General features: G+C 66.4%; 14 protein-coding genes. 7 read left to right on the top strand and 7 right to left on the bottom strand.

Annotated elements, in window-relative coordinates; translation table 11 throughout:
* Positions 1-9: 9 nt before the first annotated feature.
* Entirely contained in the window at positions 10-561 is a 552-nt protein-coding gene (hslV, locus tag AB1281_RS16955; RefSeq protein WP_005411093.1) for an ATP-dependent protease subunit HslV, read from the top strand.
* 103 nt (positions 562-664) lie between these two features.
* Entirely contained in the window at positions 665-2,038 is a 1,374-nt protein-coding gene (gene hslU / locus AB1281_RS16950) for an ATP-dependent protease ATPase subunit HslU (protein WP_014038532.1), read from the top strand.
* 95 nt (positions 2,039-2,133) lie between these two features.
* Here the strand turns inward: hslU and AB1281_RS16945 are convergent, their stop codons facing one another.
* Genes AB1281_RS16945 through smeT form a run of 3 tightly spaced genes read right to left on the bottom strand, consistent with a single transcriptional unit; the run spans position 2,134 to position 4,327 of the window.
* Positions 2,134-3,126 carry a Gfo/Idh/MocA family protein gene (locus AB1281_RS16945; protein ID WP_430346465.1) on the bottom strand — a complete coding sequence of 331 codons (993 nt, stop codon included), beginning with the start codon at positions 3,124-3,126 and terminating at the stop codon, positions 2,134-2,136.
* A gap of 35 nt (positions 3,127-3,161) precedes the next feature.
* Complete coding sequence (locus AB1281_RS16940; protein WP_430346464.1) at positions 3,162-3,671, bottom strand: MepB family protein; 510 nt, start codon at positions 3,669-3,671, stop codon at positions 3,162-3,164.
* Positions 3,668-4,327 (bottom strand): efflux transporter SmeDEF transcriptional repressor SmeT, encoded by a 660-nt coding sequence (gene smeT / locus AB1281_RS16935; RefSeq protein ID WP_005419430.1) that lies wholly within the window; start codon positions 4,325-4,327, stop codon positions 3,668-3,670. The genes AB1281_RS16940 and smeT overlap by 4 nt, the downstream gene beginning before the upstream one ends.
* 227 nt (positions 4,328-4,554) lie before the next feature.
* On the opposite strand from smeT, the gene smeD reads away from it, so the two are divergent.
* The 3 genes from smeD to smeF are packed head-to-tail and all read left to right on the top strand — an operon-like array spanning position 4,555 to position 10,332.
* On the top strand, positions 4,555-5,739 hold the full coding sequence (smeD, locus tag AB1281_RS16930) for a multidrug efflux RND transporter periplasmic adaptor subunit SmeD (RefSeq protein ID WP_135967709.1): 1,185 nt from the start codon (positions 4,555-4,557) through the stop codon (positions 5,737-5,739).
* Positions 5,740-5,751: 12 nt separating this feature from the next.
* Complete coding sequence (gene smeE / locus AB1281_RS16925) at positions 5,752-8,874, top strand: multidrug efflux RND transporter permease subunit SmeE (RefSeq protein ID WP_049443696.1); 3,123 nt, start codon at positions 5,752-5,754, stop codon at positions 8,872-8,874.
* A 57-nt stretch (positions 8,875-8,931) separates the two neighbouring features.
* Entirely contained in the window at positions 8,932-10,332 is a 1,401-nt protein-coding gene (gene smeF, locus AB1281_RS16920; RefSeq protein WP_430346463.1) for a multidrug efflux RND transporter outer membrane subunit SmeF, read from the top strand.
* Positions 10,333-10,415: 83 nt separating this feature from the next.
* Here the strand turns inward: smeF and AB1281_RS16915 are convergent, their stop codons facing one another.
* From AB1281_RS16915 to AB1281_RS16900, 4 genes are all read right to left on the bottom strand, one after another.
* Positions 10,416-10,838, bottom strand: coding sequence for a low affinity iron permease family protein (locus AB1281_RS16915; protein WP_014038527.1), 423 nt, complete (start codon positions 10,836-10,838; stop codon positions 10,416-10,418).
* A 76-nt stretch (positions 10,839-10,914) separates the two neighbouring features.
* Positions 10,915-11,241, bottom strand: coding sequence for a hypothetical protein (locus tag AB1281_RS16910; RefSeq protein WP_014038526.1), 327 nt, complete (start codon positions 11,239-11,241; stop codon positions 10,915-10,917).
* A gap of 74 nt (positions 11,242-11,315) precedes the next feature.
* Entirely contained in the window at positions 11,316-11,576 is a 261-nt protein-coding gene (locus AB1281_RS16905) for a hypothetical protein (protein ID WP_430346462.1), read from the bottom strand.
* A gap of 199 nt (positions 11,577-11,775) precedes the next feature.
* The gene (locus tag AB1281_RS16900) at positions 11,776-12,228 is read right to left on the bottom strand and encodes a nucleoside deaminase (RefSeq protein ID WP_005419409.1); all 453 of its coding nucleotides are present in this window, start codon (positions 12,226-12,228) and stop codon (positions 11,776-11,778) included.
* An 81-nt stretch (positions 12,229-12,309) separates the two neighbouring features.
* Here AB1281_RS16900 and ubiE point away from each other — a divergent pair, with 81 nt between their 5' ends.
* Both ubiE and AB1281_RS16890 read left to right on the top strand, forming a co-directional pair.
* Positions 12,310-13,071: a bifunctional demethylmenaquinone methyltransferase/2-methoxy-6-polyprenyl-1,4-benzoquinol methylase UbiE gene (ubiE, locus tag AB1281_RS16895; protein ID WP_006471026.1), complete on the top strand. Its 762-nt coding sequence runs from the start codon at positions 12,310-12,312 to the stop codon at positions 13,069-13,071.
* A 272-nt stretch (positions 13,072-13,343) separates the two neighbouring features.
* Positions 13,344-15,272 (top strand): M1 family metallopeptidase, encoded by a 1,929-nt coding sequence (locus AB1281_RS16890; protein WP_014038524.1) that lies wholly within the window; start codon positions 13,344-13,346, stop codon positions 15,270-15,272.
* Positions 15,273-15,279 lie beyond the last annotated feature (7 nt).

Raw genomic sequence — 15,279 nt, 5'->3', positions numbered from 1 at the left:
GGAGGCCGCATGGACCCCAGTCAGAACCCCAACGTTTTCCACGCCACCACCATCGTCTGCGTCCGTCGCGGCGAGCACGTGGCCATTGCCGGCGACGGCCAGGTCACGCTGGGCCACACCGTGATGAAGGGCAATGCGCGCAAGGTGCGCCGCCTCGGCCGTGACGGCCAGGTACTGGCCGGCTTCGCCGGTGCCGCCGCCGATGCCTTCACCCTGTTCGAACTGTTCGAGGCCAAGCTGGAAAAGCACGGCCAGCTGCAGCGCGCTGCGGTCGAGCTGGCCAAGGATTGGCGCACCGAGCGTCGCCTCGGCAAGCTTGAGGCCCTGCTGGCGGTGGCCGACAAGGAAACCTCGCTGATCATCAGCGGCACCGGTGATGTGATCGAGCCGGAGGACGGCATCATCGCCATCGGTTCCGGTGGTTCCTACGCACTCTCGGCCGCGCGCGCACTGATGGCGCACACCGAACTGGATGCGCGCACCATCGCCAGCGAAGCGATCGGCATCGCCGGCGACATCTGCATCTACACCAACCGCAACGTGGTGGTCGAGGAGCTGTGAGGGTCGTGCTGGCCGCTGGCCGGCAACCTCATGAGCCCGGACACACGTGCCTGGTTGCCGGCCAGCGGCCGGCACGACCGACAACGCATTCGTGAGCACATCCATGTCGAAGATCGAAGTTTCCTCCGCCACCATGACCCCGCGCGAGATCGTGCAGGAACTGGACCGGCACATCGTCGGCCAGCACGACGCCAAGCGCGCCGTGGCGATCGCCCTGCGCAACCGCTGGCGCCGCATGCAGCTGGTGCCTGAGCTGCGCAATGAAGTGATGCCGAAGAACATCCTGATGATCGGCCCGACCGGCGTCGGCAAGACCGAGATCGCACGTCGCCTGGCCACGCTGGCCAACGCGCCGTTCGTGAAGGTCGAAGCGACCCGCTTCACCGAAGTCGGCTACGTCGGCAAGGACGTCGAGCAGATCATCCGCGACCTCGCCGATACCGCGGTCAAGCTGTACCGCGAGCAGGCCAAGGTGCGCGTGCGTACCCAGGCCGAAGAGCGTGCCGAAGACCGCATCCTCGATGCGCTGCTGCCGCGCCGCAGTGGTGGCATCGGTTTCGATCCGGAGGTTGCGCGCAACGAACCGTCGGCGCAGGACAACGAGACCCGCATCAAGTTCCGCAAGATGCTGCGCAATGGCGAGCTGGACGAGCGTGAGATCGAGCTCGACCTGGCTGCCAACGTCAGCATGGACATCATGACCCCGCCGGGCATGGAGGAAATGGGCCAGCAGCTGAAGTCGATGTTCGCCAACCTCGGCGGCGGCGCCAAGGCGCACAAGCGCACGCTGACCATCAAGGCTGCACGTCCGCTGCTGATCGAGGAAGAAGCCGGCAAGCTGGTCAACGAGGACGACATCCGCACCGCCGCGATCGAGGCCTGCGAGCAGCACGGCATCGTCTTCATCGACGAGATCGACAAGGTTGCCAAGCGTGGTGACAACGTGGGTGGTGGCGACGTGTCGCGCGAAGGCGTGCAGCGCGACCTGCTGCCGCTGGTGGAAGGCTCCAACGTGTCGACCAAGTACGGCACGATCAAGACCGACCACATCCTGTTCATTGCTTCGGGCGCGTTCCACCTGGCCAAGCCCAGCGACCTGATTCCGGAGCTGCAGGGCCGCTTTCCGATCCGCGTTGAACTGGGTGCGCTGAGCAAGGGGGATTTCGTGCGCATCCTGACCGAGCCGAAGGCCGCGCTGACCAAGCAGTACGAAGCACTGCTGGCCACCGAAGGCGTCAAGGTCAGCTTCACCGCCGACGCCATCGATCGCCTGGCCGAGATCGCCTTCCAGGTGAACGAGCGCCAGGAAAATATCGGTGCCCGTCGCCTGCATACGGTGCTGGAGCGCCTGCTGGATTCGCTCAGCTACGAAGCGCCGGACCGCGACGGCGAAACCCTGGCCATCGACAGCGCCTACGTCGATGCCCACCTGGGTGAGCTGGTGCAGGACCCGGACCTGAGCCGCTACATCCTGTAACGCCCGATGGGGTCGGATCCCTCTCCGTGGCGAGGGCTCTGACCCCGCTCGCTGCAACAGAAAAGGCCGCCGCAAGGCGGCCTTTTCTTGTGCGGTCAGCGCGATTGCCGCGTGCGGTAGGCCTGCAGCACCTGGTCGATCACCGCACTGGTGCGGGCGGCGCTGATGCCGTTCGAGGGCGAGCGCCCGTTGCCGCGCAGTTCGTCCACGAGGGAGGCAATCAACGGTTGCTGGATCGATGGCGGGTTCGGGATGTCGAACCTCTGCACGCCGGCTTCGGTTTCCAGCTCCACCGGAACGTCCTCGAAGGTGGCAAAGCGCAGCTGCCCACGGTCGCCGGTGATCTCGATCTCATCCTGGCGGCGAAACGCGCAGAAGCTCCATTGCGCGATGCCGTGCGCACCCGTCCCGGTGCGGAAGCACATCGAGACGCTGTCCTCGGCGGCGTAGGCGCCGGTCAACGAACTGGCCAGGCCACGCACATCGCTCAGCGGCCCCAGCAGATGGTCGAGCAGGTCCAGGGTGTGCGAGCCCAGATCGACGAACAGCCCGCCGCCGGCGATCGCCGGATTGGTCCGCCAGAAGTCCGGCGATGCGGCATTCGCCGAATGCGGCCGATGCAGGGTCGCGCGCACGCTGCGCGGCGTGCCGATCGCGCCGCTGTCCAGCAGCTGCTTCACCTGTGCGAAGCGGGGCAGGGCGCGGCGGTAGTAGGCCACGAACACCGGCACGCCGCTGCGGGCGCTGGCTTCAATGATGCGCTGGCACTCGCCGTGGTCCACGGCCATCGGCTTTTCGATATAGACCGGCTTGCCCGCGGCAATCGCCTGCAATGCGTACTGCATGTGCGTGGAGGGCGGTGTTGCGACGTACACCGCGTTCACCTCCGGATCGGCGATGAGTGCATCGGCGTCCGCGTACCAGCGGGGAATCGCATGGCGCCGCGCATAATCCTCGGCCAATGCCGCATTGCGGCGCATGACCGCCGCCACCCGTGAGCCCGGCGTGTTGGCCAGGGCCGGCCCGCTCTTCTTCTCGGTGACGCTGCCACAGCCGATGAAGCCCCACACCACGTTGTCCAGGATCATCACGATGCGTCCAGAAAAGGGAAGGTCCGCCGGGTTCAACCCAACAGTGAGCGTAATCGATCACCGGTGGAGGCGGAGACATCAGCACCGGTGGGCAGGAAGCAACGAAGCTGCCACTGCCGGGTCCGGATCGCGTCCTTTGCGGTCGGCGTGCTCCACGGCGGATAGACACGGAGGGCGCGCTTTCCGCCCTCGCCATCGCGCGACATCACGCCGCGCTCGATCAGCAGGTCACGACTGAAGATGAACTGCCCGCGCTGTGTTCCGTCGAAGACCGCGATCACCACGAAGTGCACAGCATCGGCTGCATCCAATGGAGCGATATCAGAACCGGGGGCGGGGCGCTTCCACAGGGTTACGAACTGGCCGGTCTTGGTGGGGGTGATCTTCGCGACGCGGAACACGATGCTGTGACCCTCAAGGGCAAAGCGGCAGGCACCGTACTCTGCGCTTTCCGCTTCCGCCACGATCGGTCCGGTCAACTGCAGCCCTACGGGCAGGTAGAGATCGTGCAGTGCCGCAGTGGCGGCAGCAATGCCGCTCATGCTTCCGGCAGCGGCTCGGGCACCGTTCCGGGAACGAACACACCGTCCTTCACGTAGGCGGCCAGGGTCATGTCCAGCGCGAGCATGCCGTCGCGCTTGAGGTCCATCAGTTCCGGTTCGACCATCGCGCCATGCAGTACGCCCAGCACGGTGGCGTGCAGCATGCGCGCGGCGATCTTGGGGTCGGCGCCTTCGCGCAGCTGGCCCAGATCGCGGGCGCGGCGCAGGGCGCGCTCCATCCGGTCCAGCGCATCGCGGAATCCGGCCTGCTGCATCTCGGTCAGCACCTTGGTATCGGCCGACGCATCGCTGCGCAGCATGATCTCCATGGTCTTGCGCAGGCGCTCGTCCTCGGACAGCTCGATGAACGAGTGGATCATCACCGCGCGCAGGTCGTGCACCGGGGTATCGCGCTGGTCGGTGGAGGTGCGCTCCAGTTCCTGCATGAAGGGCAGGTGCACGCGCTCGACGATCGCAGCCAGCACCTCGCTCTTGTTCTTGAAGTGCCAGTAGACCGCGCCACGGGTGTAGCCGGCGCGGGCACCGATCATCTCCAGCGTGGTACGGGCCACGCCGTGTTCATGGAAGCAGGCTTCGGCGGCGTCAAGGATGCCTTCCCGGGTTGCCTGGGTGTCCTCTTTGGTCTTGCGGGCCATGGGTGTGGGTACGAGTGCGGGTGAAACGTGGCTGAATTGTACCGGTTTACAAACAAACAAGCATGTATGTATATTTCGCACCCATCATTCCCGTCGTGTGCGTGGCAGGCCGGTCCGGCTCCCACTCCACCCGGGTGGGCGCGATCTGCGGGGCTTTCACCGGAACAAGGGGAAGTCCGTCGGTATCAGTCCTATCTGAGATTCCTTCCTCCAAGAGCCTTTCCGTCATGTTGCTGAGCCGAATCCGACCCTTTGCACTGTCGCTGGCAATCGCCGCGACCGTGGCTGCCTGCGGCGGCCAACCCCAGGCCCCCGAACAGGGCCCGGGTGACGTCACCGTGGTCACGCTGAAGTCCGAGACCGTGGGCCTGACCCGCGAACTGCCGGGCCGTACCAATGCCTTCCTGGTCGCCGAAGTGCGCCCGCAGGTCAACGGCATCGTCGCCAAGCGCCTGTTCACCGAGGGCGGCATGGTCAAGGCCGGCGAGCCGCTGTACCAGCTCGACGACGCCAGCTACCGGGCCCAGGCCAACAACGCGCGCGCCCAGCTGGCCCGCGCCGAAGCCACTGCCAATGCCGCCCGCCTGAGTGCCAAGCGCATCACCGAGCTGGCCAAGGTCGATGCGGTCAGCCAGCAGGATCTGGAAAACGCCGTGGCGGCGCAGAAGCAGGCCGAGGCTGACGTCGGGGCCGCCAAGGCTTCGCTGGATGCGGCCAACGTCACCCTGGGCTACGCCCGCATCACCGCGCCGATCAGCGGCCGCATCGGCAAGTCCAGCGTCACCCAGGGTGCGCTGGTCAGCGCCGGCCAGGCCAATGCGCTGGCCACCGTGCAGCAGCTGGACCCGATCTATGTCGACCTGACCCAGTCCTCGGCCGAGCTGCTGCAGCTGCGCCGCGAACTGGCCGCCGGCCGCCTGCAGGACAACCAGACCCTGCCGGTCAGCATCCTGATGGAAGACGGCAGCACCTTCGAGCACAAGGGCACGCTGGAGTTCTCCGAGGTCAGCGTCGATCCGACCACCGGCAGCTTCGGCCTGCGCGTGAAGGTGGACAACCCGGACGGCCTGCTGATGCCGGGCATGTACGTGCGTGCGGTGATCGGCGGCGGCGTGCGCAGCGACGCGGTGCTGGTGCCGATGCAGGGCATCGCCCGCGATCCGAAGGGCGACACCACGGCGATGGTGGTCGACAAGGACAACAAGGTCGAAGTGCGCCCGGTCAAGGTCAGCCGCACGGTCGGCGACAAGTGGCTGGTCGAGGACGGTCTGAAGGCCGGCGACAAGGTCATCGTCGAAGGCCTGCAGAAGATCGGCCCCGGCATGCCGGTCAAGGCCACCGAGAAGGGCGCTGCTCCGGCCAAGCCGGCAGCGGCCGCCCAGCCTGCCGCCCCGGCCGGCGACGCGAAGTAAGCGGAGAACCCCATGGCACGCTTTTTCATCGATCGACCCATCTTCGCGTGGGTGATCGCCATCATCATCATGCTCGCCGGCGGCCTGGCCCTGTTCAAGCTGCCGGTCTCGATGTACCCCAACGTCGCACCGCCGGCGGTGGAAATCAGCGCCACCTACCCGGGTGCATCGGCCAAGGTGGTCGAGGACTCGGTGACGCAGATCATCGAGCAGAACATGAAGGGCCTTGATGGCCTGATCTACTTCTCCTCCAACAGCTCGTCCAACGGCCAGGCCACCATCACCCTGACCTTCGAGAGCGGCACCAACCCGGACATCGCCCAGGTGCAGGTGCAGAACAAGCTGCAGCTGGCCATGCCGCTGCTGCCGCAGGAAGTGCAGCGGCAGGGCATCAACGTGGCCAAGTCCAGCTCGGGCTTCCTGAACGTCATCGCGTTCGTGTCCGAGAACGGCAGCATGGACGCCAACGACATCGCCGACTACGTCGGTTCCAATGTCGTCGACCGTCTGAGCCGCGTGCCGGGCGTGGGCAACATCCAGGTGTTCGGTGGCAAGTACGCCATGCGCATCTGGCTGGACCCGAACAAGCTGCACACCTATGGCCTGTCGGTGCCGGAAGTGACCGCCGCGATCAAGGCGCAGAACGCCCAGGTGGCGATCGGCCAGCTCGGCGGTGCGCCGTCGGTGAAGGGCCAGCAGCTCAACGCCACGATCAACGCGCAGTCGCGCCTGCAGACCCCGGAACAGTTCCGCAACATCATCGTGCGCGGTGCGCAGGACGGTGCCGAACTGCGCCTGGGCGATGTCGCCCGCGTCGAGCTGGGTGCCGAGTCCTACGATTTCGTCACCCGCTACAACGGCCAGCCGGCCAGCGGCCTGGCGGTCACCCTGGCCACCGGCGCCAACGCGCTGGATACCGCAGCCGGCGTGGATGCCGCGCTGCAGGACATGAAGAGCTTCTTCCCGGCCGGCCTGAAGGCCGAGATCCCATACGACACCACCCCGTTCGTGCGCGTGTCGATCAAGGGCGTGGTGCAGACCCTGATCGAAGCGATCGTGCTGGTGTTCGTGGTGATGTACCTGTTCCTGCAGAACTTCCGCGCCACCCTGATCCCGACCATCGCCGTGCCGGTGGTGCTGCTGGGTACCTTCGGCGTGCTGGCGATGCTGGGCTTCTCGGTGAACATGCTGACCATGTTCGCGATGGTGTTGGCGATCGGCCTGCTGGTGGACGATGCCATCGTGGTGGTGGAGAACGTCGAGCGCATCATGTCCGAGGAAGGGCTGTCGCCGCTCGAAGCGACCCGCAAGTCGATGGGCCAGATCACCGGTGCACTGGTGGGTATCGGCCTGGTGCTGTCGGCGGTGTTCGTGCCGATGGCCTTCATGAGCGGCTCCACCGGCGTGATCTATCGCCAGTTCTCGGCCACGATTGTCTCTGCGATGGCCTTGTCGGTGCTGGTGGCGATCGTGCTGACCCCGGCGCTGTGCGCGACCATGCTCAAGCCGCTGAAGAAGGGTGAGCACCACGTCGCACACAAGGGCTGGTCCGGTCGTTTCTTCAATGGCTTCAACCGCGGCTTCGACCGCACCAGCGAAAGCTACCAGCGCGGCGTGCGCGGCATCATCCACCGTCCGTGGCGCTTCATGGGCATCGTGGCGGCGCTGTTCGTGCTGATGGGCGTGCTGTTCGTGCGCCTGCCCAGCTCGTTCCTGCCCAATGAAGACCAGGGCGTGCTGATGGCGCTGGTGCAGGCCCCGGTCGGCGCCACCCAGGAACGTACGCTGGAATCGATCGCGGCACTGGAAAACCACTTCCTGCAGAACGAGAAGGATGCGGTGGACTCGGTGTTCTCGGTGCAGGGCTTCAGCTTCGCCGGCATGGGCCAGAACGCCGGCATGGCCTTCGTCAAGCTGAAGGACTGGAGCGAGCGTGATGCCAACAATGGCGTGATGCCGATCACCGGTCGCGCCATGGCGGCACTGGGCCAGATCAAGGATGCCTTCATCTTTGCCTTCCCGCCGCCGGCCATTCCGGAACTGGGTACCGCTTCGGGCTACACCTTCTTCCTGAAGGACAACAGCGGCCAGGGCCACGAGGCACTGGTCGCCGCGCGCAACCAGCTGCTGGGCCTCGCCGCCGGCAGCAAGAAGCTGGCCAACGTGCGCCCGAACGGCCAGGAAGACACGCCGCAGTTCCGCATCGATATCGACGCGGCCAAGGCGACCTCGCTGGGGCTGTCGATCGACCAGATCAACGGCACGCTGGCCGCCGCGTGGGGCAGCTCGTACATCGATGACTTCGTCGATCGCGGCCGCGTCAAGCGTGTGTTCGTGCAGGCCGACCAGGCGTTCCGCATGGTGCCGGAGGACTTCGATCTCTGGTCCGTGAAGAACGACAAGGGCGAGATGGTGCCGTTCAGTGCCTTCGCCACCAAGCACTGGGACTACGGCTCGCCGCGCCTGGAACGCTACAACGGCGTGTCGGCGATGGAAATCCAGGGCGAACCGGCCCCGGGTGTGGCCTCCGGTGATGCCATGGCCGAGATCGAACAGCTGGCCAAGCAGCTGCCGCAGGGCTTCGGCATCGAGTGGACGGCGATGTCCTACCAGGAACGCCAGGCCGGCTCGCAGACGCCGCTGCTGTACACGCTGTCGCTGATGATCGTGTTCCTGTGCCTGGCCGCGATGTACGAAAGCTGGAGCGTGCCGACCGCGGTGCTGCTGGCGGCCCCGCTGGGTATCCTCGGCGCGGTGCTGGCCAACACCTTCAAGGGCCTGGAGCGCGACATCTACTTCCAGGTGGCGATGCTGACCACGGTGGGCCTGACCAGCAAGAACGCGATCCTGATCGTCGAGTTCGCCAAGGAAAACCTGGAGAAGGGCGCCAGCCTGATCGAGTCGATCATGCACGCCGTGCGCGACCGCCTGCGCCCGATCGTGATGACCTCGCTGGCCTTCGGCATGGGCGTGGTACCGCTGGCGATCTCCACCGGTGCCGGCTCCGGCGCCAAGCAGGCGATCGGCACCGGCGTGCTCGGCGGCATGATCGTCGGCACCGTGCTCGGCGTGTTCTTCGTACCGCTGTTCTTCGTGGTGGTGCAGCGCCTGTTCAAGCGCAAATCCTCGACGTAAGCGAAACGGTCGTGCCGGCCGCTGGCCGGCACGACCTCCTGCCATCCGGCAGTACCGATGGAAGTCATTCCCATGAAAAGTGCATCCCTGTTCCTTTCCATCGCCGCCGCGCTCGCGCTGGGCGGCTGCTCCACCCTGGCACCGAAGGACACCGCCGTCGCTCCGGCCATTCCGGCGCAGTGGCCGGCCGAGGCCACGCAGGGCCAGGTGGCCGATGTTGCCGCCGTTGGCTGGCGCGACTTCTTCACCGACGCGCGCCTGCAGCAGGTGATCGACCAGTCGCTGCAGAACAACCGTGACCTGCGCGTGGCCGTGCTCAACGTTGAGCGCGCGCGCGGCCAGTACCGCGTGCAGCGCGCCGACCGCGTGCCCGGCGTGGCCGTCACCGGCCAGATGCAGCGCCAGGGCACCGACGCTGGCGTCACCGAGCAGTTCACTGTGGGTGTGGGCGTGGCCGAGTTCGAGCTCGACCTGTTCGGCCGCGTGCGCAACCTCAGCGAAGCAGCACTGCAGCAGTACTTCGCCGTGGCCGCCAACCGCCGCAACGCGCAGCTGAGCCTGGTGGCCGAGACCGCGACGGCGTGGCTGACCTATGGCGCTGATGCGCAGCGGCTGAAGATCGCCGATGCCACGCTGAAGACCTACGAGGATTCGCTGCGCCTGGCCGAGGCCCGCCATGAGCGTGGTGGCAGTTCGGCGCTGGAACTGACCCAGACCCGTACCCTGGTCGAGACCGCGCGCACCGATGCCGCGCGCCTGCGCGGGCAGCTGGCCCAGGACCGCAACGCGCTGGCGCTGCTGGCCGGTGGCCAGCTGGATCCGGCGCTGCTGCCGGACAGTATCGAGCCGCAGCTGCTGGCGCTGGCACCGCCGCCGGCCGGCCTGCCCAGCGACGTGCTGCTGCAGCGCCCGGACATCATGGCCGCCGAGCACCAGCTGCTGGCCGCCAATGCCAACATCGGCGCGGCACGTGCGGCGTTCTTCCCGAGCATCTCGCTGACCGGCAGTATCGGCAGCGGCTCGAGCGAACTGTCCAACCTGTTCGACAGCGGCACCCGCGTGTGGAGCTTCCTGCCGAAGATCACCCTGCCGATCTTCCAGGGTGGCAAGCTGCGCGCCAACCTGGCCATCGCCAACGCGGACCGTGACATCGCGCTGGCGCAGTACGAGAAGTCGATCCAGGTGGGCTTCCGCGAAACGGCCGATGCGCTGGCATTGAATGTCAGCCTGGATGAGCAGGTGAGTTCACAGCAGCGCCTGGTGGAAGCGGCCGAACAGGCCAACCGCCTGTCGCAGGCACGCTACGACGCGGGCCTGGACAGCTTCGTGACCCTGCTTGATGCGCGGCGTACCGCCTACAACGCGCAGCAGACCCAGCTGCAGGCGCAGCTGGCGCAGCAGGCCAACCGCATCACCCTGTACAAGGTGCTGGGCGGCGGCTGGCACGAGCGCGGGTGAAAGAAAGCCGGCCAGCGGCCGGCTCTACCTTGATGATCGATGGTAGTGCCGGCCGCTGGCCGGCATTGTCATTCCAGGGCCAGCTACACCGCTTCATCGTCGCGCCGCGCCACATGGCACGCGCGCACCCGTGCCAGTGCATCGCCGGCTTCGCGCGCCATCTGCTCGTACTCGCGGCGGATCTCTTCCAGCCGCTCTTCGTCCAGTTCTTCCAGATCCAACAGTTCGTTGTTGGCCTCTGCGGTGGCACGGATCAGCTCGTCGAGCTTGATCTGCATCGCGGCGGTATCCGCGTTCTGCGTGTGCTGGATCAGGAACACCATCAGGAAGGTGATGATGGTGGTACCGGTGTTGATCACCAGCTGCCAGGTGTCGTTGAAACCGAACACCGGACCGCTGATGCCCCAGATCACCACGATCGCTACCGCAGCCAGGAAGGTCCACGGCGAACCGGTGGCGGCCGCAGCCTTCTTGGCGATCGTATTGAACAGATTGCGTGCTTTCATCGTCGTCGTCCCACTCAGGTGACGAGGATGATCGGCAGTGGTTCGTGCAGGGGCCGTGCAGCCGTCGCGACGCAGCTCAGGCGCGCAGGCGCGGCGCGTCCTGCAGGCGCACCGGGCTGGTCTGGTAGACGTGCTGCCAGCAACGGTCGACGAATTCACGGGCCTGGGCTTCGCTCAGGCGCGGCATGATCTGCAGCGCGTACTGGGTCTGGAACATCTCGTCGCGCTGCGCATTGCTGGCGCGCGGCTGGGTGATCAGCGAATCGCAGGCAAACTTGATCCATGGCACGTACGAGCCGAACGAGTTGTGCGGCAGTGCGCCGTCGGCATGCTGGCGGCGCCAGTGGTCAAGCTCGGCGTCAACGTTGATGACCGGGGGAATGGTGGGGACTTCGGCGTGCATGTCGATCCAATCGGTTGAAGTGGATGGGAGTGGGGGTTCATCGCAGTGTGGCGTATGCGCCGGTGCAAGCCGTGTCAGCGCGGCGTGGAGCCGGCGTTGCGATTGCCTATCAATTGCGCATGCTCGACCGCACCGAGGTCTTCGGCGATGTCGGCCATCGCGTTGCACAGGCGCTCATGGTCGAGCGGATGGCCACGCACCAGCTCCAGCTGCAGGCCCTGGTAGGCGGTCCAGAACAGCGCGCCGCGCTGGTGCAGCGCGTACTGCTGCTGCAGGCGCTCGCGGATGGCATCGAGAATCGGGTCGGGCGTGGGGCGGACGGCGCGCGCGCACATGGCTGGCTCCGCCGGGGAGGGAAGGCCCCGGTAACCCCACCCTAGGCGCGTCGCCCGGGTGGGGTGTTACCGCAGTGTATGCACGCACCGCAGCTGACTGTGCACGGGTTCACGGCAATGGCCGCAAACGCTGCCGGCACAAGGGTGTGCCGGCACTGAAGCGTTCATTAAGCGGGTTCAACAGTATGCTGCGTGGTGCTCATTCACCAATGTCTTCGTTCCAGATGTCCGGATGGCGGCTGATGAAATCGCCGAGCAGGTCGACGCATTCCTGGTTGTCGAGGTCGATCACGTTGACGCCATTCTCGCGCAGCCAGTCGATGCCGCCCTGGAAGGTGCGCGATTCGCCCACCACCACGGTGCCGATGTTGAACTGGCGGACCAGGCCCGAGCAGTACCAGCACGGGGCCAGGGTGGTGACCATGATGGTGTCCTGGTAGCGGCGCTGGCGGCCGGCCTTGCGGAAGGCGTCGGTCTCGCCGTGCACCGACGGGTCGCCTTCCTGCACGCGGCGGTTGTGGCCACAGCCGAGCAGGCGGCCATCGTTGTGGTACAGCGCCGCGCCGATCGGCACGCCGCCTTCGGCCAGGCCCTGGCGGGCTTCGGCGATGGCGGTCTGCAGCAGGGCCTGGTAGTCGGGCGTGGTGATCATGCGGGGGCTCCGGTAAGTCGTGGCCCGCCATGATACGGGCAGGGGGTGCCGCTGGCCCCCGGCGGTGCGATAATCGGGGCCATGAGCGAATCCCCCTACAAAGCCGGTACCACCCATTTCGGGTTCCGCGACGTCGCCGCCAAGGACAAGCAGAAGCTGGTCGGCCAGGTGTTCACCTCGGTCGCGCGCAACTACGACCTGATGAACGACCTGATGAGCCTGGGCGTGCACCGGGCGTGGAAGCGCTACTACGTGGCGACCGCGCAGGTGAAGCCGGGCGACCGCGTGCTCGACCTGGCCGGCGGCACCGGCGACATCGCCGCCCTGCTGAAGGAGCGCGTCGGCGCCGAGGGCTCGGTGGTGCTGGGCGACATCAACGCTGGCATGCTGTCGGTCGGCCGTGACCGCCTGACCAACCGCGGCCTGGTGCTCGGCCTGGACTACGTGCAGTGCAACGCCGAAGCCCTGCCGTTCCCGGACAACAGCTTCGACCTGGTCACGATTGCCTTTGGCCTGCGCAACGTGACCGACAAGGACGCTGGCCTGCGCGAGATGTACCGCGTGCTGAAGGTGGGCGGCCAGGCTCGCGTGCTGGAGTTCTCCGAAGTCACTGCCGACTGGTTCAAGCCGATCTACGACTTCCACTCGTTCAGGATCCTGCCCAAGCTGGGTAAGCTGTTCGCCAATGATTCGGACAGCTACCAGTACCTGGCCGAAAGCATCCGCAAGCACCCGCCGCAGGACGAGCTGAAGGCGATGATGGGGCAGGCCGGTTTCGAGCGCTGCCACTACAAGAACCTGACCGGCGGCATCGTTTCGATCCACTCCGGCTACAAGCTCTAAGCCCTGCCTTGGTAGGTGCCAACCTTGGTTGGCACGCCCCGGCCGCGGTCATCCGCTCTGATAGGTGCCGACCTTGGTCGGCACGGGCCTGCTGCGAGCGATGAAGGATCCGTGCCAACCAAGGTTGGCACCTACCTGTAGAAGCGAACCTTGGTTGGCATGCGCCGGAGGCGCAGGATCGGCCCCGCACGCCATTACCCCGCACCGCGCAACGCCCGCGGGGCCGCAGGGAGGTACCATTGGCGGTCTGATCCCCGTAACGGTCCCGATTCATGCGTAATCCGCTGATGCTCCTTCCGCTGGCCGTGGCCCTGGCCGCCGGCTGCTCCCAGGAGGCGGCCGCGCCCGCCGCCGCCCCGACTGCCGCAAAGGCCCCCGCCGCCCCCGTGAACGCCGAGAACCGCAGCCACGACGAAAGCTCGTACGCCGAGCCGGACAAGGTCGTCATCAAGGACATCGCGCTGGATCTGAAGCTGGACTTCGACCAGAAGCAGATCGGTGGCACCGCCACCTACACCCTGGAATGGAAGCAGAAGGATGCCAAGCAGCTGGTGCTCGACACCCGCGAGCTGACCGTGTCCAAGGTCGAGGCCGTCGCCGCCGATGGCGCGCGCAGTGCGCTGAAGTTCGAGCTGGCCCCGGTCGACAAGGTGTTCGGCAGCAAGCTGACCATCGAGGCCCCGGAACAGCCGGCCAAGGTGGAAGTGACCTACCACACCGCACCGACCGCTTCGGGCCTGCAGTGGCTGGCGCCGTCGATGACCGAGGGCAAGAAGCTGCCCTTCATGTTCAGCCAGTCGCAGGCCATCCACGCCCGTTCCTGGGTGCCGCTGCAGGACACCCCGAGCGTGCGCTTCACCTACAGCGCGCACGTGGTCTCGCGCCCGGACGTGATGGTGCTGATGAGCGCCGACAACGATCCGAAGGCCGCGCGTGACGGTGACTACACCTTCAAGATGCCGCAGCCGATTCCGTCGTACCTGCTGGCCATCGCCGCCGGTGACCTGGTGTTCGAGCCGATCTCCGGCCGCTCCGGCGTCTGGGCCGAGCCGACCATGGTCAACAAGGCCGCCAAGGAATTCGAAGACACCGAGAAGATGATCGGTGCCGCCGAGAAGCTGTACGGCGAATACCGCTGGGGCCGCTACGACATGCTGGTGCTGCCGCCGTCGTTCCCGTTCGGCGGCATGGAGAACCCGCGCCTGACCTTCGCCACCCCGACCGTGATCGTCGGCGACAAGTCGCTGGTCTCGCTGGTCGCCCACGAACTGGCGCACAGCTGGTCGGGCAACCTGGTGACCAACGCCAGCTGGAAGGACATCTGGCTCAATGAAGGCTTCACCACCTACGTCCAGGGCCGCATCACCGAAGCCCTGTACGGCAAGGAGATGGCCGAGATGGAGAAGCAGATCGACCAGACCGACCTGCTGGCCGAAGTGAAGGACATGAGCCCGGCCGACCAGGCGCTGGCGCTGCCGCCGCTGAACGAGCGTGACCCCGACGAAGCCCTCAGCCAGGTGGCCTACGTCAAGGGCTCGTGGTTCCTGGAATTCCTGGAACAGCGCTTCGGCCGCGAGACCTTCGATCCGTTCCTGCGCGGCTGGTTCGATGACCACGCCTTCCAGAGCGCGAACACCGACCAGTTCGTCGAGTACATGAAGAAGAACCTGCTGCCGAAGAATCCGTCGGCAGTGACCGAGGCCGAACTGAAGGCGTGGCTGGACGAGCCGGGTATTCCGGCGTTCGCGGCCAAGGCGCAGTCGCGCAACTTCAGCAGCGTCGATACCGCGCGCATTGCCTTTGCCAGCGCCGGCACCGTGCCGAGCAGCCAGGTCATCGCCGACTGGAGCACGCAGGAATGGGTGCGCTTCATCGACGGCCTGGGCGCGACCCAGCCGCTGGACAAGCTGGCCACGCTGGACAAGGCGTTCCACTTCACCGGCACCCCGAATGGCGAGATCGCCATGCGCTGGTACCCGCTGGCGATCCGCAGCGGTTACGAGCAGGCCAATGAAGGTGCAGCCGCGTTCATCGAGCGCGTCGGTCGTCGCAAGCTGATCATGCCGATCTACGCCGAACTGGTGAAGACCCCGAAGGGGCTGGAGCTGGCCAAGCAGGCCTTCGAGAAGGCCAAGCCGGGCTACCACCCGATCACCACCGCCTCGGTCCAGGACATGTTGGCCAAGGCCGAAGCCAAGTAAGAAAACG

The sequence above is a fragment of the Stenotrophomonas sp. NRRL B-14846 genome, from assembly GCF_050473585.1.
Lineage (GTDB): Bacteria > Pseudomonadota > Gammaproteobacteria > Xanthomonadales > Xanthomonadaceae > Stenotrophomonas.
Note: the sequence above shows the minus strand (reverse complement) of the source record. Positions and strands in the feature narration are given on the sequence as shown.